The sequence below is a fragment of the Billgrantia antri genome (genome assembly GCF_019430905.1).
Lineage (GTDB): Bacteria > Pseudomonadota > Gammaproteobacteria > Pseudomonadales > Halomonadaceae > Halomonas > Halomonas antri.
Window position 1 is genome coordinate 367,990 of the sequence record NZ_JAHYCA010000004.1, and the last position, 15,342, is coordinate 383,331.

The window sequence follows — 15,342 nt, forward strand, 5'->3', positions numbered from 1 at the left end:
GCCTTCAAGCCGGCGCCAGAGATGGCGCCGGAACACGCCACCGCCGATCGTCATCCAGGGTGGCGACCCTTACGATAACGTGCGGCTGTCCCTCTCGTTCGGCGATGAGGTGTGAACCGCAGGTACGACAGAACCAGCGTTTCTTGCCGGGAGAGGACTCGAAAGAAGACCGCACCTCCTCCCCCTCAAGCCAACGAAAATGTTTACGCATCGCCCCTGCCGTGGTGGCAAAGGCCGCAGCATGGGCCTTCTGGCACGTACGACAATGGCAATGTCGTATTGGCATGTCCAGTTGATCGATCTCGTAGGTAACCGCACCGCACAGGCAACTTCCTTTCATGTAGTGATTTCCTCTCAGATATCGATGACCAGATCCGGCACGAACAGGGGCGGCTCGAACTCCCCCGGGTACCCCCCGGGGTTGGCCAGTACCCGCGTGCCATTGACCTGGTGCTCGACCGGCTCGTGCACGTGACCATGAATCCATAGATCCATGCGCCCCATCATGGCCGACAGATGCGAGGCAAAAGCAGGCGACAGCGCATCGCCTTGGTAACGTGGCGGAATGCACTCCGCCAGCGGTGCATGATGGCTGATCACCACCCGCGGCCCATCGCAGGGCTTGGCCAGCTCCGCCGCCAGCCAGGCCAGGGCTTCGCTATGCAGCCGCTGGCTTTCGGCCGGGCTGAACGTCTCTCCTTCGGGCTGTTCGATGATGCTGAAATCCGGCATCAGCCAGCGTGCCTTCTCTGCGGTCAGTGCCGGGTCGTGGTCCGGGTCATCGGCGTATAGCGCGAAATCGGTCCACAGCGTGGTGCCATGGAAGCGTACGCCATCCAGCGTCAGCGAACGGTTGTCGAGCAGGTGGATCCCTACCCGCTCTGCCTCGGCGGCCAGCGCCTGGCGCAGCAGCGGCATACTGCTGCCGTAGAACTCGTGGTTGCCTGGCACGTAGAGGATGGGCAGTCCGGCAAAACGCTCCGCAGCCCAGGCAAGCCCTTCGGCATGGCGATGGATATCACCGGCAAGGATGACCACGTCCGCCGCCACGGCAGGCAACTCGCGCCCCTCGTCGAAATGTTCCAGATGCAGATCCGACAGCACTCTGAGCCGCATGGTCATCTCCTTGCTTGACGGCGCACCGTCAGTCGCGCCGCTCCAATCGGATTGGCCCAGCATAAGCGGATAGCGAAAGGCTTCGCCAGGTTTGGCTGATGCCAGCGCTTGCGACTATGTTGAGATGGCCCGTTGCAAAGGGCATAACGACTCAATGGAGGGAGTCTCATGACCGTGCAGAACACCACCGCGTCCGCCCAGGACGTCGTCGACATTCTCACTCTCGACCATCGCGAAATGGAGGAGCTGCTCGACAGGATCCAGCGCTCTCCCGATGCCGAGCAGCGCCGCGACCTCACCGATACGCTGATCGCCGAAGTGATGCGCCACTCCGTTGCCGAGGAGATGTATGTCTATCCGACAATGGAAAAACGCATTCCCGATGGAGAGGAGGAAGCCGAGCACGACAGGGAGGAACACGACGAGATCGTGCAGGTAATGAAACAGTTGGAAGACGCCGATGCTGCTGAGCCGGCCTTCATGGACCGTGTGCACAAGCTGGACGAGCTGCTGCGCCACCACGCCAAGGACGAGGAGGCCGACCAGTTTCCCAAGCTGCGCCAGCGCATCCCAGGCGAGACCCTTGTCGAGCTGGGCAGGAAGGTTGAAAAAGCCAAGCAGATGGCACCGACTCGTCCCCATCCCAGCGCACCGCACTCCGAACTGTTCCACAAGACGGTAGGCCCCGGCGTCGGTATGGTCGACCGCCTGCGTGACCAGCTTAGCGGCAGAATGACCGGCTGAAGGTTGAGTCCACGCTTCACCCGAGCGCCTGATCAGGCGCTCGGCCCCACTCCCTGATAGCTACCGAAGGACTTCCCTTCCCCGGTCTCGCGTCAGGCCGAGCTGCTGGAGAAGCCGAGAGGACAGCGCTGCCCACGCTCAGCCAGGAGGAGCTCGCAATGAACGGAACGACCACACCCGACAAGGGCGACGCCATCTCATTGATGGCACGCTGGGGCTATGCGGCCCGCGGCGTCGTCTACCTGATGGTGGGCGGCCTCGCCGCGTTGGCGGCACTCGGCCAGGGCGGCGAAACCACCGACAGCCGCGGCGCGCTGGAGCGTTTGATGACGGCCCCGTGGGGGGACGTGCTGCTCGGCGTCATCAGCGTGGGCCTGGTGGGCTACGCCATCTGGCGCGGTACCCAATCACTCAAGGATACCGACCATCATGGCACCGATGCCAAGGGCCTGGCGATTCGCGGGGGCCTACTGGTAAGTGCCGGCACGTATCTGCTGCTGGCGTTTTTTGCCGCCAGCCTGATCTTTACCCTGGGCGGCGACGGTGGCGGCTCCGGGAGTGGTTCGGAAACCCTTGCTGGCTGGCTGATGCAGCAACCTTACGGGCGCTGGCTGGTCGGTGTCGTGGGCGTGGCCATCATCGGCGCAGGCGTCGCTCACGGCATCAAGGGCTGGAAAATGAAGTTTCACCGCCACTTCGACATGCCACCCCACACACAACGCTGGGCCTATCCCGTCTGCCGCTTTGGGCTGGTGGTGCGCGGGCTGGTATTCCTGCTCATCGGCGCGTTCTTCGTCCTAGCCGCCTACGAGGTAAATCCCGACCAGGCGGGCGGCTTTGCCGAGGTCTTCAGCACGCTGCGAAGCCAGATTTTCGGCCGTTGGCTGCTGGCCTTCGTTGCCCTGGGTCTGTTCGCCTTCGGCCTCTACAGCCTGCTCGAGGCCATCTATCGGCGTGTGAACGCACCCGGCTGATCCCAGCGCCGAAGCGCAAGAGACGGGCTCCTGCCTGACCCAGTTGATGGAAAACCTTTCCACGGGCATGCTAAGCCACTCATCCTTGCCGCCACTGCTGGAGAATGACATGCCTCAGCCCCGCCTCGGTTTTATCGGCATCGGCCTGATGGGCGCCCCCATGACGCGTCGCCTGCTGCAAGCCGGCTTTGCCGTCACGGTATGGAACCGCACCCCGACCAAGGCCGAGCCTCTGCGCGAGGCCGGCGCTACACTCGCGGGCTCCATCGGCGAGCTGATGGCGGAGGTGGACGTGGTGATGCTGTGCCTGGCCAACACCACCGTGGTGGAAGAGGTGATTTTCGGTGAAGGCGGCGTAGCCGCGCATGGCCGCACGGGACAGCACCTGGTCGACCTCTCCAGTAGCGACCCGGCGGCAACGCGCAGCTTTGCCGAGCGGTTGGAAGAAGAGTGCGGCATGCGCTGGGTGGATGCGCCGGTCTCCGGCGGCGTAGCAGGGGCCGAGGCCGGCAGCCTGGCGATCATGTGCGGCGGCACCGAGCAGGATATCGAAGCTGTGCTTCCCTTGCTCGCCCCGCTCTCGGCGAGGGTGACACACATGGGCCCGGTGGGCACCGGTCAGGTCACCAAGGTGTGCAACCAGATGATCGTCGGCTGCCAGGCGGCGGTGATCGCCGAGATGGTGGCCCTGGCCGAGGCCAGCGGCGTGGATGCCAGCCGCCTGACCGAGGCGTTGGCCGGTGGCTTCGCCGATTCCAAGCCGTTCCGGATCCTCACCCCGCGCATGGCGGCGAGCGAGTTCGACAACCCGGCCTGGCACCTGCGCACCCTGCTCAAGGATCTCGACCTGGCCCTGGCCCAGAGCCAGCGCGCCGGCAGCGCCATACCCCTGAGCGGCCTGGCGGCCCAAGTGATGCGCGCCCATGCCAATCATGGCCACGCCGAGCACGACCCGGCGACGTTGGTGGAGGCATATCGCCGGAAGGAGGACTAGCCCTGCGACCCATGCCTGCCCGACTGTATGGCAGATGACGCCTTGGGGCTTAGCAATGGCTGGATCAGCATGCGATCCAGCCTCAGCTCGCGGGGGTCGCGGAACTCTGCGATGCCGATCGTCATGTTCAGGTGTCCGGCGTCGGGCTGGTCGCGATAGGTGCCGAACAGCCGGTCCCACCAGGGCAGGTTGAAACCGAAGTTGCTGTCGGTTTCACAGCGCACGATGGAGTGATGGACGCGATGCATGTCCGGCGTCACCACGATGAGGCGTAACCTACGGTCGAGCCGCTCGGGCAGACGCACGTTACCGTGATTGTACATGGAGGTGGCATTGAGCAGGACCTCGAAGATCAGCACCGCCACGGCCGGCGCTCCCAGCAGCGTCACCACGGCCACCTTGATGCCCATCGAGATGACGATCTCCAGCGGATGGAAACGCAGGCCGGTGGTGACGTCGAACTCGAGATCCGCGTGGTGCATGCGATGCAGGCGCCACAGCCAAGGCACGGCATGGAACAGCCGGTGCTGGAAATAGATCGCCGCGTCCAGTAGCAGCACCGAGAGCGGCAGCGCCAGCCACAGTGGCGCCGGAACCAGGTGGAACAGCCCCCAGCCGCGCTCGGCAGCCACCAGAGCAGCCCCTACCGCCGCCAGGGGAAAGAGCAGGCGCACGGTCAGCGTATCCAGCACCAGAATCAGCAGATTGCCGGGCCAGCGCTGCCAGCGCCGTATCCGCTGCTCGCGACGCGCAGCGAGGACTTCCCACAGCGCCATCGCCGCCAGTACCAGCAGGAAGATGCCGAGGCGGATCAGCGGTTCGTGGCTTTGCAGCGTGTCGCTCATGCTCATGGCTCCGGCGAATCCTGCCCTGATGGTATCGCTGTCGAGCGGGATTTGTCCCCCACCCCGCCCTTCCGTACACTTGTTTGACTCTCCCCCACACGACGCTACGCCGAGGCATGACCATGGCTTTCGATTCGACCTCTAGCTACGTGGCTACCGATGCTTTGAAGCAGGCGGTGAACGCCGCCGTGACCCTGGAGCGACCGCTGCTGATCAAGGGCGAGCCGGGCACCGGCAAGACCCTGCTGGCCGAGGAGCTGGCGAACTCTCTGGGCACCCAGTTGATCACCTGGCATATCAAGTCCACCACCAAGGCGGCCCAGGGACTCTATGAATACGATGCGGTGAGCCGCCTGCGCGACTCCCAGCTCGGCGTGGAGGGCGTGGAGAACGTCGAGAACTACATCAAGCCCGGCAAGCTGTGGGAGGCCTTCACCGCCGATGAGCGCGTGGTGCTGCTGATCGACGAGATCGACAAGGCCGACATCGAGTTCCCCAACGACCTGCTCCAGGAGCTGGATCGCATGGAATTCCACGTCTACGAGACTGGCGAGACCGTGCGTGCCCGCCACCGGCCGATCATCGTGATCACCTCGAACAACGAGAAGGAGCTGCCCGACGCCTTTCTGCGCCGCTGCTTCTTCCACTACATCGAATTTCCCGACCGCGAGACCATGCAGGCCATCGTCGATGTGCACTTCCCCGACATCGCGCCGAAGCTGGTCAGCCAAGCGCTCGAGGTGTTCTTCGACCTACGCCAGGCGCCGGGGCTGAAGAAGAAGCCCTCTACCTCCGAGCTGGTCGACTGGCTGAAGCTGCTGATGGCCGACGAGCTGGCCCGAGAGGCGCTCTATCACCGCGACCCGGTCAAGGCGATCCCGCCGCTGGCCGGCGCCCTGGTGAAGAACGAGCAGGATACCCAGTTGCTCGAGCGGCTGGCCTTCATGATGCGTCGACACGGCAACCAGAGGCGCTGAGCCATGTTCATCGGCCTGTTCGAGACCCTCAGGCGCGCCGGCGTGCCGGTGTCGCTGCGCGAACTGCTCGACCTGCACGCGGTGGTCGAGCGCGGCGTGGTGTTCGCCGACATGGAGGCGTTCTATCAGGTCGCGCGCACCGTGTTGGTCAAGGACGAGCGTCACTTCGACCGCTTCGACCGTGCCTTCGCCGCCTGGTTCGACGGCCTGGAAAATCTCGATGCCGCAATCGAGGCGTTGATCCCCGACGACTGGCTGCGCCGCGAATTCGAGAAACATCTCTCCGAGGAAGAGAAGGCCCAGATCGAGTCGCTGGGCGGACTGGAAAAACTGATCGAAACCTTCAAGCAGCGCCTCGATGAGCAGAAGGAGCGCCATGCCGGCGGCAACAAGTGGATCGGCACCGGTGGCACCAGTCCCTTCGGCGCCTACGGCTACAACCCCGAGGGCATCCGCATCGGCCAGCAGGGCTCGCACCACCGCCGCGCGGTGAAAGTGTGGGACGAGCGGCGCTTTCGCGACTACGACGACTCCCTCGAGCTGGGCACTCGGAACATCAAGATGGCGCTGCGCCGGCTGCGCAAGTTCGCCCGCCAGGGTGCGGCGGAGGAGTTCGACGTCGAGGCCACCATCCGCGACACCGCCCGCGACGCCGGTCTGCTCAACGTGCGCCTGCGTCCGGAGCGGCATAACTCGGTGAAGGTACTCCTGTTCCTCGACGTGGGCGGCTCCATGGACGATCACATTCGCGTCTGCGAGGAACTGTTCTCCGCCGCCCGCTCGGAGTTCAAGCACCTGGAGCACTACTATTTTCACAACTGCTTGTACGAAGGTGTCTGGCGCAACAACCAGCGGCGCACCAGTGAGCGCATTCCCACCATGGACGTGCTGCATACCTACGGCCGCGACTATCAAGTGGTGATCGTCGGCGATGCCGCCATGTCACCCTACGAGGTGACCCACCCTGGAGGCAGCGTGGAGCACTTCAACGACGAGGCCGGCGCGGTGTGGCTCCAGCGCCTGGCTGACAAGTTTCCCAGCCTGGCCTGGCTCAATCCCATGCCGCCGCGGGCCTGGGAGTACACCCACTCTACCCAGTTGATCCGCCAGTTGATCGACGACCGCATGTACCCCATGACCCTGGAAGGGCTCGAGAATGCCATGCGCGACCTGGCTCGCTGACCCAAGCACTGCGAGTGAATGCGACCCGGTTCAGGACCGCTTGCCCCATTGCCAGCCCAACCTTATACTGTGTTTCCATACAGCTTTCGTATGACCATGCTGTTTTGCCCGGTCCGGAGGAGAAGATAGCGCATGGACTCGCCATAGCCCTTTTTGGCTATTTTCTTGAAAAATAGCCCCTAAGGGCTATCATCCAGACATCACCGATGCGTAGTACAAGCCCATGGCGCAATGCATTGCCGTACTCACGGGCGACCTGGTCGATTCTCGCAAGGCCAGTGACCCCAAGCGGCTCTTTAAGGTGCTCGATACCACCCTCGAGACGCTCACCGAGCGCTACGGAGGTCAAAGCGAGCGCTACCGCGGCGACGGGTTCCAGATCGCCCTACCCGACCCGGCAATCGCCCTGCCTGTCGCAGTGCTGCTGCGTGCGGCGCTGATTCGTCACTCGGAGGAGCGCCAACGCTGGGATGCACGTATCGCCGTTGCCATCGGCAAGGATCGCTGGCAGCCCGAACAACGGGTCACCGAGGCCAGCGGAGAGGTGTTCGTGCGCTCTGGCCAGACGCTGGACGCCATGAGCGAAGGCACCTCACACCTGTGTCTCAGCCTGACCGAGGAGGACGGCAGCGAGTGCCTGGCGCTGTTGACCCGTTTCGTCGACGATCTGATCGACGGCTGGTCGCGCTACGCCGCAGAGGCCGTCTACCTCAGCCTGTGGCACGAGGAATCCCAGCAGGCGCTCGCCAAGCGGCTCGGTATAAGCCAGCCCAGCGTCCACAAGCGGCTGCGCGCCGCTCGCTGGGCGCTGCTCGAGGACTACCTGCGCTACCTCGGCCAACGCTTCAAGGACGACTCACGATGAACGCCGATCTCTCGCTACTGCTGGGGCTGGTGCTGGCCCACCTGCTCGGCGACTTCGCCTTGCAGCCAAGCCGCTGGGTCGAGGCTCGCCTTGTGCGCAAGGTGCGCTCCCCCCAGCTCTACCTGCACGCGGCGCTACATGGCGGTTTGGCCCTGACGGTACTGGGTGCAGCCACCCTGAGCCGCGCTAGCGGCGCTTCCTGGGGAGTGGTCCTGGGTGGCGCGGCAGCGATAGCCTTAAGCCACGCTGCGATCGATCTCGGCAAGGCCTACCTGTCACCGACGAGGCTGCGCTGGTTCATGCTCGACCAGGCGCTGCATCTGTTGGTGCTGCTGGGCGCGTGGCTGGCCTGGCTCGGCAGTTGGCAGCCCTTGCTCGCGTTCTGGCAATGGCTGTTCACCCCGCAGGTGCTCGGCATCGTCGTCGCCTACGTACTCGTCACTCGCCCACTGTCGATCGTAATCGCCCTGGTGATACAACGTTGGAGCGCGCAGATCGACAATCCCGGCACGCTCATCGCCGCCGGAGCACGCATCGGCATGGCCGAGCGCGTACTGGTGCTGACCCTGGTATTGCTCGATCAGCTGACCGCCATCGGCTTTCTGCTGGCGGCCAAGTCGGTACTGCGCTTCGGCGAACTGCGCGGCGCCCAGGATCGCAAGCTGACCGAGTACGTGCTGATGGGCACCTTGCTCAGCGTATCGACCGCCATGGTACTCGGCTTGTTGATACGGCTGGTGATACAGGGGAGCTGAGCATGCCGAAGCGCTGGACCACCCTGTTGGGCATCGCCATGGCGAGCGTTTGGTTGGCCGGCTGCGCCGCGCCGGAACACCTAGAACGGCGCGACGGCTACGTGGTGGACCATGCCCACGTGTCGCCCTCGCACACCAGCCGCGTGCGCCATCTGGTGATCCACTACACCGATGTCGACGAGGCCGAATCGTTGGCCGTGCTCACCGGCCCCCATGTCAGCGCCCATTACGTGCTGCCGCTGCCGGCGCGCGACCACCGCGGCCAGCCGCTGGTCTACCAGTTGGTCGACGAGGAGCGCCGCGCCTGGCATGCCGGCGCCAGCGCCTGGCGGGGCCGCACCAACATCAACGACACCTCGATCGGCATCGAGATCGTCAATACCGGGCCCGACCGCCCCTATGCCGAGGTGGAGAGGCTGCTGGAAGAGGACCCGGAGGCGTCTGTGGAAATCGGCTGGGCTCCCTATCCCGAGGCACAGATCGAAGCGCTGATTGCTCTTTCCAGCGATATCATCGAGCGTCACGACATCCATCCCACCGACGTGGTGGCCCACTCCGACATCGCACCGACACGCAAGATCGACCCCGGCCCGGATTTTCCATGGCGCCGGCTGCATGAGGCCGGCATCGGCGTATGGCCTGAGGAAGACAGCGTTGCACGCTGGCGGGCCCGCTTCGAAATCGAAGCCGTACCGCTCGCCACCCTTCAGGAAGCGCTCAAGGGCTGGGGCTACCGGCTGGAGGCAACCGCTGAGCTGGATCGCGAGACTCGCGCCGTGCTGCGCGCCTTCCAGATGCGCTTCCGCCCTTCCGACTACCGCGGGCGACCGGATGCCGAAACCGCCGCGATTCTCTGGGCGCTGCTGGAACACTACCGTCCAGCAGCGCTGGATTGCCTCGATCAGCCGTTACGAAATAGGTAGCTGTAGGCGTTTAGCGCCGGCACCCCGCCCAGGTGCGCGTAGAGCACGCGAGAGCCCTCGGGGAACTCGCCATTGCGCACCATATCGATCATGCCCTGCATCGACTTGCCCTCGTAGACCGGGTCGGTCAGCACGCCCTCGAGGCGCGCACAAAGACGAATCGCCTCCAACGTACCTTCACTGGGCAGGCCGTACTCGGGGCCCCCGTAGCGAGTATCCAGCACCACATCCTCATCGGCGATTCCCCCTTCCAGCTCGACCAGCTCGGCTGTGTGTCGGGTGATGCGCAGGATCTGCTCACGGGTGCGCTCCGGCTTGGCCGAGGCGTCGATGCCGATCACCCGCCGCGCCCGGCCGTCAGCGGCAAAGCCGACCACCATGCCGGCCTGGGTACTGCCTGTCACCGAACAGACCACGATGTAGTCGAACTTGAAGCCGAGCTCCTGCTCCTGTTGGCGCACCTCCTCGGCGAACCCCACGAAGCCCAGGCCACCATAAGGGTGCTCTGAACAACCGGCGGGAATGGGGAAGGGCTTACCGCCGCGCTTGCGTACATCCTCCAGCGCCTGCTCCCAGCTCGGGCGGATGCCGATGTCGAAGCCAGCCTCGTCGAGGCGCACCTCGGCTCCCATGATGCGCGACATCTCGATGTTGCCGACTCGATCGTATACGGCATCGGAGTAGTTGACCCAATCCTCCTGCACCAGCACGCATTGCATGCCGAGATGGGCCGCCACGGCAGCGACCTGACGCGTCTGATTGGACTGGATACCGCCGATGGAGACGAGTGTGTCGCAGCCCTGCTCCAGGGCTTGGGGAATCAGGTATTCGAGCTTACGTGTCTTGTTGCCGCCGAAAGCGAGGCCGCTGTTGCAGTCTTCACGCTTGGCGTACAGCTCAACCTTACCGCCCAGATGCTTACTGAGGCGTTTCAGCGGGGCGATGGGTGACGGACCGAAAGTCAACGGATAACGGGGGAAGCGCTGCAAATTCATGGAGATTCTCCTGCTGAAGGCAATGCCGACGGTCGTTCTGTTATGACCACGGGGCTCACGAGCGCCACGGAATGGCCTTTTTCATACTAACCGGCACGGAGAACCGCCTGGTTGCAAAAGAAAGTCAATTATTTAAACAATAAATGCGAAGACCGAGCTTTGATGATCAAAAAGTTCTTCACACCTTATTTAAAGGAAATAAAATTGCACTCCACAAGCACCCGCTCTGCGCCTGATACCGAGCTTGATCGCATCGACAAACGCATTCTCAAGAGGCTGCAGCAGAACGCCTCGATTTCCAACGTGGCCCTTGCGGCCGAGGTCAATCTCAGCCCACCCGCTTGCCTGCGGCGCGTCGAGCGGCTCAAACGGGAAGGCTTGATCCGCGGTATCGTCGCGCATCTCGATCCCGAGCGGCTCAATGCCGGCATGGTGGTCTTGATAGGAGTGGTGCTGGATCGCTCGACGCCGGCGTCTTTCGCCGCCTTCGAGGAGGCTGCGCAGCGTGTCACCGGGTGCATGGAATGCCACGTCGTTACTGGCGAGTTCGACTACTTCATGCTGGTGAGGACTCGAGACAGCCAGAGCTTCAACAAGCTGCACGCCGAGCAGTTACTCTACTTGCCCGGCGTGCGCCAGATCCGCTCGTTCATGGGTCTGAAAGAGGTGGTATCGACCCACCAGGTGCCGCTGTAGCGCGTGCTGGCAGAAGGCAGACCTAAGGGGAGACGACGCCCCTTGGCTGGCCTTACATCGTGGCCAGCCGCTCTTGGTCGTTGATGCCAGCCATGCGCACCAGGGCCAGGGCCTCGTCGAGGCTATCCACCTCTTCGACCCGCACCAGCTCGCTGTCGAGGCTGAAAGACTTGCCGGTTTTCTCGGAGAGCATCCGCTCCAGGGTAGGCAAGTCCATGCCCTCCTCCATCTGCAGAACATCGACGCTGGCACTGCCGTGGGTACCGGGCAGGTAGATGGTGCCGTTGGAGAAATCCACGGCGTAGGCGATCACGCCCGGAACGATGAAGAACAACAGCCCCACGCCATTGGCAATGGCAACCACCGGGTCGATGCGGCCGCTCATCTGGCCCTTGCGCTCGGGATGAAAGACGGTACCGCAGCCCACCAGAGCGGTGAAAGAAGCAGCAAGCACCAGCCCGGTCAGGGCACGACGGATCTGGATCCTCATGGAAGAAAGGCTCCGCAGAAGGTCGGGTTACCGGCGCCGGACGATTGCCGCCCCTGGCGCCGCCATGGAGAATGGCGGGAGATTACCACAACGGCAGCTCATACGAGCGTTTACATCTTTCACGGAGGCCCACATGAGCGAAACCGCATTGCATACCTGCCAGGGTAGCGCCATCGAGCCACGGCTTGAGGAACTGGCTCATCTGCGCATCACTGTATTCCGTGATTACCCATATCTCTACGATGGCAGCTTCGACTACGAGGCGAACTACCTGCGCCGCTATGCCGAATGTCCGCAAAGTCTGTTCGTGCTGGCCGAGGATGGCGATGCGCTGGTGGGTGCAGCCACGGGCATGCCGCTGGCCGAGGACGTGGAAGAGTTCCGCACGCCGTTCGAGCAGACCGGTTTCGATATCGACAGCGTATTCTACTACGGCGAATCGGTGCTGCTGCCGAGCTACCGCGGCCGGGGTATCGGCAAGGCGTTCCTCGCCGAGCGCGAGCGTCATGCGGCCAAGCGTGGCTTTTCCACCGTAGCGTTCTGCGCCGTGGAACGCCCTGACGATCATCCGCTGAAGCCGGCAGGCTACGTGCCGCTGCATGGCTTCTGGCGCTCGCAGGGCTACGAGCGCCATCCGGAGCTTTCCACCACCTTCCGCTGGAAGGACATCGGCGAGTCGAAGGAGACCGACAAGCCGATGGTGTTCTGGCTGAAATCGCTGCAGTAACCTGCACAACTAACCTCGGGGCTTATCCGTCGACAGGGCCCGGAGCGCCGGACCGCCGATGAGGCGCTGTAAACCCATCCTTGGGCGCTACTTTTGCCCTGCTTCGCTCTCGCGTCCTGCTCCGCTTGCAGGACCGGGGCTGGCCATCCATGGCCAGCCCGTTCGGAGCAGTGCTCCTCACCCATGGCAAAAGACCTCCTCTACGCCCTGTCCCCGGCGCCCCTCGTTCGTGGTGGCGAACTGCCATGCCAGGTTAAGCAACGCTTTTGCCGCCGTTCCCCGTTGGCCGTACAATGCCCCGAACGCCGCCCGTCGCGGCATCTCGACTCATGTCAGCCCACGCTGGAAGGAAAAGCCGGACCCATGCGCGCCACTCAACTGTTGATCGCCACCCTCAAGGAAACGCCTGCCGATGCCGAGGTCATCAGCCATCAGCTGATGCTGCGTGCCGGCATGATCCGCCGCCTCACCTCCGGCCTGTACAATTGGCTGCCGGTCGGCCTGCGTACGCTGCGCAAGGTGGAGCGGATCGTGCGCGAGGAGATGGATCGCGCCGGGGCCCAGGAAGTACTGATGCCGGCGGTGCAGCCCGCCGAGCTGTGGCAAGAGTCAGGCCGCTGGGAGCAGTACGGCCCCGAACTGCTGCGCCTAAAGGATCGCCATGAGCGCGACTACTGCGTCGGTCCCACCCATGAAGAGGTGATCACCGACCTGATGCGCCGCGAACTCTCCAGCTACAAGCAGCTGCCGGCCAATTTCTACCAGATCCAGACCAAGTTCCGCGACGAGATCCGTCCGCGCTTCGGCGTGATGCGCTCGCGCGAGTTCATCATGAAGGATGCCTACTCCTTCCACATCGACCAGGCCTCGCTGAAGGAAACCTATCAGGCGATGTACGACGCCTACGTGAGGATCTTCACCCGCCTGGGCCTGGACTTCCGCCCGGTGCTGGCCGACACCGGTGCCATCGGCGGCACCGACTCCCATGAGTTTCATGTGTTGGCCGCCTCGGGCGAGGACGATATCGCGTTCTCCACCGAGTCCGACTACGCCGCCAATATCGAGAAGGCCGAAGCACTGCCCGCGCCACTGGGTACCACACCTGAGCGCGCCGCGCCGAGCGAGGAGCTGCGCCTGGTCGATACCCCCAACGCCAAGACCATCGCCGCCCTGGTGGAGCAGCATGGCCTGCCGATCGAGAAGACCATCAAGACATTGATGGTGCGCGCCAGCGAGGGCGGCCTGATCGCCCTGCTGGTACGCGGCGACCACGAACTCAATGAGATCAAGGCCGAGAACCTGCCCGAGGTGGCCGAGCCGCTGACCATGGCCACGGAAGAAGAAATTCGCGCCGTTGTCGGTGCCGGCCCCGGCTCGCTGGGTCCGGTCAACCTGGACATGCCGATCATCATCGACCGCAGCGTGGCGCTGATGAGCGACTTCGGCGCCGGTGCCAACGTCGACGGCAAGCACTACTTCGGCATTAACTGGGAACGCGATGCGGCGCTGCCCAAGGTGGCCGACATTCGCAACGTGGTCGAGGGTGACCCCTCGCCGGACGGCAAGGGCACGCTCTCGATCAAGCGCGGCATCGAGGTCGGCCACGTGTTCCAGCTGGGCAAGAAATATTCCGAGGCAATGAATGCCACGGTGCTCGACGACAACGGCAAGGCGGCCCATCCCTGGATGGGTTGCTACGGCATCGGTGTGACCCGCGTGGTGGCCGCCGCCATCGAGCAGAATCATGACGACAACGGCATCATCTGGCCCAACGCCATTGCCCCCTTTCAGGTGGCACTGGTGCCGATGAACGCGCACAAGTCGCAGCGCGTACGCGAGGAATCGGAGCGGCTCTACCAGGCCCTCACCGCAGCCGGCATCGACGTGCTGCTCGACGACCGCGACCTGCGTCCCGGGGTGAAGTTCGCCGATCAGGAGCTTATCGGGATCCCCCATCGCCTGGTGGTCGGCGACCGCGGGCTGGACAATGGCGAGCTGGAATACAAGGGGCGGCGTGACAGTGAAGCGACCATGGTGCCTGCCGATACGATCGTCGAGTTCCTGCGCGAGCGAGTCGAAGGGTAATCGTCGACTGGCCGCGACGCTGCTGGTCGCGGCCGGCCTGATGAGTGGCGTTGCAGCAACGGCGCAGGTGCCGGGAGAGGGCGCCGAGGCCGCGGGCTTTCTCGATGCACTGCCCGTTGCACTGCAGTCTCCGCCCACCCGGCGCGTGCGGGAGGAGCCCGACGTTCCCCCCTCGCTGCGCCAGACCCTCGACACGCTGGTCGCCACGCCACCTTCGCCGGATCGGGTATGGGCGGCTCGGCAATGGATGAGCCAGATGGAGCCCAGGCTCGCCCGCTTCGTTGACGACGAGACCCTGCGCGGCGAGATGCTGACACGTATCTATCATGAAGCTCGGCTGGCCGGATTGCCGCCGGAAATCGTGCTGGCAGTGATCCAGGTCGAGAGTGCCTTCCAGGCCGAAGCCGTTTCATCGGCCGGCGCCGTGGGGCTGATGCAGATCATGCCGTTCTGGATACGTGAGCTGGGGCGTAGCGCCGATGACCTGATGGACCCCTGGCTCAACCTGCGCTACGGCTGCACCATCCTCGCCCACTATCTGGCCGTAGAGCGCGGCGATTTCACCCGCGCCCTGGCACGCTACAACGGCAGCCTAGGCCAGACCTGGTATCCCGAGCGGGTAATGCGCGCCTGGACCCACCACTGGTGGTACGCACGTTGAAAACGCCAGACAAAAAAATGCCGGCCCAATTGGGCCGGCTACTGGGGGGAAAACTCCCCCCTCCCCTGACGACTTGCTCTGCTGGCTGGCTCAGTGCTTGCGCTTGCGACGGTGATCGCGAATCACGAAGCCGACCCAACCTGCCATGAAAGCGACCATCATCGCGACGGTTACCAGCCCGAAAACTACTGCATCATCCCAGTACATGGTGGTTTCTCCCCGTCACCCGATGTGATGAGTTCACTCTAGCCGGTTGATGCAAAGGGAAAACTGACCTGCATCAAATTTCGCCTCGGCCGCGTCAAGTGCCGCT

At 63.9% G+C, this 15,342-nt stretch carries 18 protein-coding genes; 12 read left to right on the plus strand and 6 right to left on the minus strand.

All coding sequences use genetic code 11. The features are described 5' to 3' along the window. Positions 1-4 precede the first annotated feature (4 nt). Positions 5-340, minus strand: a complete 336-nt coding sequence (locus tag KPL81_RS13260) for a GFA family protein (protein ID WP_219792587.1) — start codon at positions 338-340, stop codon at positions 5-7. Positions 341-354: 14 nt separating this feature from the next. Next, positions 355-1,116, minus strand: coding sequence for a metallophosphoesterase family protein (locus tag KPL81_RS13265; RefSeq protein WP_219792588.1), 762 nt, complete (start codon positions 1,114-1,116; stop codon positions 355-357). A 168-nt stretch (positions 1,117-1,284) separates the two neighbouring features. On the opposite strand from KPL81_RS13265, the gene KPL81_RS13270 reads away from it, so the two are divergent. From KPL81_RS13270 to KPL81_RS13280, 3 genes are all read left to right on the plus strand, one after another. Then, positions 1,285-1,860: a hemerythrin domain-containing protein gene (locus KPL81_RS13270; protein WP_219792589.1), complete on the plus strand. Its 576-nt coding sequence runs from the start codon at positions 1,285-1,287 to the stop codon at positions 1,858-1,860. A 158-nt stretch (positions 1,861-2,018) separates the two neighbouring features. After that, positions 2,019-2,834, plus strand: a complete 816-nt coding sequence (locus tag KPL81_RS13275) for a DUF1206 domain-containing protein (RefSeq protein ID WP_219792590.1) — start codon at positions 2,019-2,021, stop codon at positions 2,832-2,834. 109 nt (positions 2,835-2,943) lie between these two features. Further along, positions 2,944-3,828 carry an NAD(P)-dependent oxidoreductase gene (locus KPL81_RS13280; RefSeq protein ID WP_219792591.1) on the plus strand — a complete coding sequence of 295 codons (885 nt, stop codon included), beginning with the start codon at positions 2,944-2,946 and terminating at the stop codon, positions 3,826-3,828. On the opposite strand, the gene KPL81_RS13285 is transcribed toward KPL81_RS13280, so the two are convergent. After that, positions 3,825-4,673, minus strand: coding sequence for a sterol desaturase family protein (locus KPL81_RS13285; protein ID WP_219792592.1), 849 nt, complete (start codon positions 4,671-4,673; stop codon positions 3,825-3,827). The two genes, KPL81_RS13280 and KPL81_RS13285, sit on opposite strands and share 4 nt — an antisense overlap. Before the next feature lie 122 nt (positions 4,674-4,795). On the opposite strand from KPL81_RS13285, the gene KPL81_RS13290 reads away from it, so the two are divergent. The 5 genes from KPL81_RS13290 to KPL81_RS13310 all read left to right on the plus strand — a co-directional run bounded on the left by KPL81_RS13290 (position 4,796) and on the right by KPL81_RS13310 (position 9,375). Then, positions 4,796-5,650: an AAA family ATPase gene (locus tag KPL81_RS13290; protein ID WP_219792593.1), complete on the plus strand. Its 855-nt coding sequence runs from the start codon at positions 4,796-4,798 to the stop codon at positions 5,648-5,650. Between the two features lie 3 nt (positions 5,651-5,653). Then, positions 5,654-6,832, plus strand: a complete 1,179-nt coding sequence (locus KPL81_RS13295; protein WP_219792594.1) for a vWA domain-containing protein — start codon at positions 5,654-5,656, stop codon at positions 6,830-6,832. A 223-nt stretch (positions 6,833-7,055) separates the two neighbouring features. Further along, a complete protein-coding gene (locus tag KPL81_RS13300; protein ID WP_219792595.1) occupies positions 7,056-7,697 on the plus strand; it encodes a hypothetical protein in 642 nt (213 codons plus the stop codon). After that, positions 7,694-8,452 (plus strand): DUF3307 domain-containing protein, encoded by a 759-nt coding sequence (locus KPL81_RS13305; RefSeq protein WP_219792596.1) that lies wholly within the window; start codon positions 7,694-7,696, stop codon positions 8,450-8,452. The genes KPL81_RS13300 and KPL81_RS13305 overlap by 4 nt, the downstream gene beginning before the upstream one ends. A gap of 2 nt (positions 8,453-8,454) precedes the next feature. Continuing rightward, complete coding sequence (locus KPL81_RS13310) at positions 8,455-9,375, plus strand: peptidoglycan recognition protein family protein (RefSeq protein WP_219792597.1); 921 nt, start codon at positions 8,455-8,457, stop codon at positions 9,373-9,375. Here KPL81_RS13310 and KPL81_RS13315 read toward each other — a convergent pair. Then, positions 9,354-10,370 carry a 1-aminocyclopropane-1-carboxylate deaminase gene (locus KPL81_RS13315; protein ID WP_219792598.1) on the minus strand — a complete coding sequence of 339 codons (1,017 nt, stop codon included), beginning with the start codon at positions 10,368-10,370 and terminating at the stop codon, positions 9,354-9,356. The genes KPL81_RS13310 and KPL81_RS13315 overlap by 22 nt on opposite strands. A gap of 162 nt (positions 10,371-10,532) precedes the next feature. On the opposite strand from KPL81_RS13315, the gene KPL81_RS13320 reads away from it, so the two are divergent. Then, complete coding sequence (locus KPL81_RS13320) at positions 10,533-11,066, plus strand: Lrp/AsnC family transcriptional regulator (RefSeq protein WP_240549242.1); 534 nt, start codon at positions 10,533-10,535, stop codon at positions 11,064-11,066. A gap of 52 nt (positions 11,067-11,118) precedes the next feature. On the opposite strand, the gene KPL81_RS13325 is transcribed toward KPL81_RS13320, so the two are convergent. Next, entirely contained in the window at positions 11,119-11,556 is a 438-nt protein-coding gene (locus KPL81_RS13325; RefSeq protein WP_219792599.1) for a hypothetical protein, read from the minus strand. A gap of 133 nt (positions 11,557-11,689) precedes the next feature. Between KPL81_RS13325 and KPL81_RS13330 the strand changes: the two genes are divergently transcribed. The 3 genes from KPL81_RS13330 (at position 11,690) to KPL81_RS13340 (ending at position 15,029) form a co-directional block, all read left to right on the plus strand. Next, positions 11,690-12,283, plus strand: a complete 594-nt coding sequence (locus tag KPL81_RS13330; protein WP_219792600.1) for a GNAT family N-acetyltransferase — start codon at positions 11,690-11,692, stop codon at positions 12,281-12,283. A 363-nt stretch (positions 12,284-12,646) separates the two neighbouring features. Next, the gene (locus tag KPL81_RS13335; protein WP_219792601.1) at positions 12,647-14,368 is read left to right on the plus strand and encodes a proline--tRNA ligase; all 1,722 of its coding nucleotides are present in this window, start codon (positions 12,647-12,649) and stop codon (positions 14,366-14,368) included. A 40-nt stretch (positions 14,369-14,408) separates the two neighbouring features. After that, the gene (locus KPL81_RS13340) at positions 14,409-15,029 is read left to right on the plus strand and encodes a lytic transglycosylase domain-containing protein (RefSeq protein ID WP_240549243.1); all 621 of its coding nucleotides are present in this window, start codon (positions 14,409-14,411) and stop codon (positions 15,027-15,029) included. 90 nt (positions 15,030-15,119) lie between these two features. Here the strand turns inward: KPL81_RS13340 and ccoM are convergent, their stop codons facing one another. Continuing rightward, a complete protein-coding gene (gene ccoM, locus KPL81_RS20760; protein ID WP_275951365.1) occupies positions 15,120-15,236 on the minus strand; it encodes a cytochrome c oxidase subunit CcoM in 117 nt (38 codons plus the stop codon). Positions 15,237-15,342: the final 106 nt, after the last annotated feature.

Bases quoted from the DNA above. Each gene is read 5' to 3' on its own strand.
- ccoM (WP_275951365.1), bottom strand. From the start codon at position 15,236: ATGTACTGGGATGATGCAGTAGTTTTCGGGCTGGTAACCGTCGCGATG.
- KPL81_RS13285 (WP_219792592.1), bottom strand. From the start codon at position 4,673: ATGAGCGACACGCTGCAAAGCCACGAACCGCTGATCCGCCTCGGCATC.
- KPL81_RS13310 (WP_219792597.1), top strand. From the start codon at position 8,455: ATGCCGAAGCGCTGGACCACCCTGTTGGGCATCGCCATGGCGAGCGTT.
- KPL81_RS13340 (WP_240549243.1), top strand. From the start codon at position 14,409: ATGAGTGGCGTTGCAGCAACGGCGCAGGTGCCGGGAGAGGGCGCCGAG.
- KPL81_RS13300 (WP_219792595.1), top strand. From the start codon at position 7,056: ATGGCGCAATGCATTGCCGTACTCACGGGCGACCTGGTCGATTCTCGC.
- KPL81_RS13280 (WP_219792591.1), top strand. From the start codon at position 2,944: ATGCCTCAGCCCCGCCTCGGTTTTATCGGCATCGGCCTGATGGGCGCC.
- KPL81_RS13270 (WP_219792589.1), top strand. From the start codon at position 1,285: ATGACCGTGCAGAACACCACCGCGTCCGCCCAGGACGTCGTCGACATT.
- KPL81_RS13265 (WP_219792588.1), bottom strand. From the start codon at position 1,116: ATGCGGCTCAGAGTGCTGTCGGATCTGCATCTGGAACATTTCGACGAG.
- KPL81_RS13290 (WP_219792593.1), top strand. From the start codon at position 4,796: ATGGCTTTCGATTCGACCTCTAGCTACGTGGCTACCGATGCTTTGAAG.
- KPL81_RS13315 (WP_219792598.1), bottom strand. From the start codon at position 10,370: ATGAATTTGCAGCGCTTCCCCCGTTATCCGTTGACTTTCGGTCCGTCA.
- KPL81_RS13330 (WP_219792600.1), top strand. From the start codon at position 11,690: ATGAGCGAAACCGCATTGCATACCTGCCAGGGTAGCGCCATCGAGCCA.
- KPL81_RS13275 (WP_219792590.1), top strand. From the start codon at position 2,019: ATGAACGGAACGACCACACCCGACAAGGGCGACGCCATCTCATTGATG.
- KPL81_RS13305 (WP_219792596.1), top strand. From the start codon at position 7,694: ATGAACGCCGATCTCTCGCTACTGCTGGGGCTGGTGCTGGCCCACCTG.
- KPL81_RS13320 (WP_240549242.1), top strand. From the start codon at position 10,533: ATGATCAAAAAGTTCTTCACACCTTATTTAAAGGAAATAAAATTGCAC.
- KPL81_RS13325 (WP_219792599.1), bottom strand. From the start codon at position 11,556: ATGAGGATCCAGATCCGTCGTGCCCTGACCGGGCTGGTGCTTGCTGCT.
- KPL81_RS13295 (WP_219792594.1), top strand. From the start codon at position 5,654: ATGTTCATCGGCCTGTTCGAGACCCTCAGGCGCGCCGGCGTGCCGGTG.
- KPL81_RS13335 (WP_219792601.1), top strand. From the start codon at position 12,647: ATGCGCGCCACTCAACTGTTGATCGCCACCCTCAAGGAAACGCCTGCC.
- KPL81_RS13260 (WP_219792587.1), bottom strand. From the start codon at position 340: ATGAAAGGAAGTTGCCTGTGCGGTGCGGTTACCTACGAGATCGATCAA.